Source organism: Corallococcus exercitus (genome assembly GCF_003611585.1).
In the GTDB taxonomy this organism is placed as follows: domain Bacteria; phylum Myxococcota; class Myxococcia; order Myxococcales; family Myxococcaceae; genus Corallococcus; species Corallococcus exercitus.
Genome location: NZ_RAVW01000865.1, coordinates 1 through 577, shown reverse-complemented (window position 1 = coordinate 577; position 577 = coordinate 1). Strand labels below are relative to the sequence as shown.

1 pseudogene is annotated in these 577 nt (G+C 70.7%); it reads right to left on the bottom strand.

Annotated features, from left to right (window positions below):
• A pseudogene (locus D7W79_RS42590) lies at positions 1-577 on the bottom strand (hypothetical protein); the annotation flags it as partial.

Genomic DNA, 577 nt, shown 5'->3' with positions numbered 1-577 from the left:
TGGGTATAAGAGACAGGCCCGACACGCCATCCGTGCTCCCCGTGCCGCTGCCCGGCTTCCCGGTGCCACCACTGCCCGGACGCCCCGCGCCGCTTCCCGGCCTGGGACCGGAGCCACCGCCCGTGGCCGGCGGCGCGCAGTCCGACGGCGCCGGTTTGCAATCCGACTGCGTGGGGGGCGGCTGGCCCGGCCGGTCCGGACGTCCGTACTTCGCGAACTCCATGGACAGCCGCTTCGACTCCAGCTCGATGCCTCTCAGGTCGATGCGGTCGTCGTTGAAGGTCGGCATCGGCAGGCCGAGCAGCTTGTGCTTCGCCGTGTCCACCTGTTCGAAGAAGGTGCGGTTGTCGACGAAGAACTTCGCCGCGTCCCGGAGCGACGGCGACACGTTCCGGTCCTGCGAGATGCGCTGGAGGTCCGCGTGCGACAGCGAGCCGTCCTTCTTGCCGTCCAGCAGGTCCAGGTAGCCGAAGTTCGCCTCCAGCGTGCGCAGCGAGTCCGCGTAGTCCAGCAGCTTCGGGTCCAGCGGGCTGCGGCCCCCGGAAGCCCCTCCCGCCTGCGAAGCCCCCGCCGACGA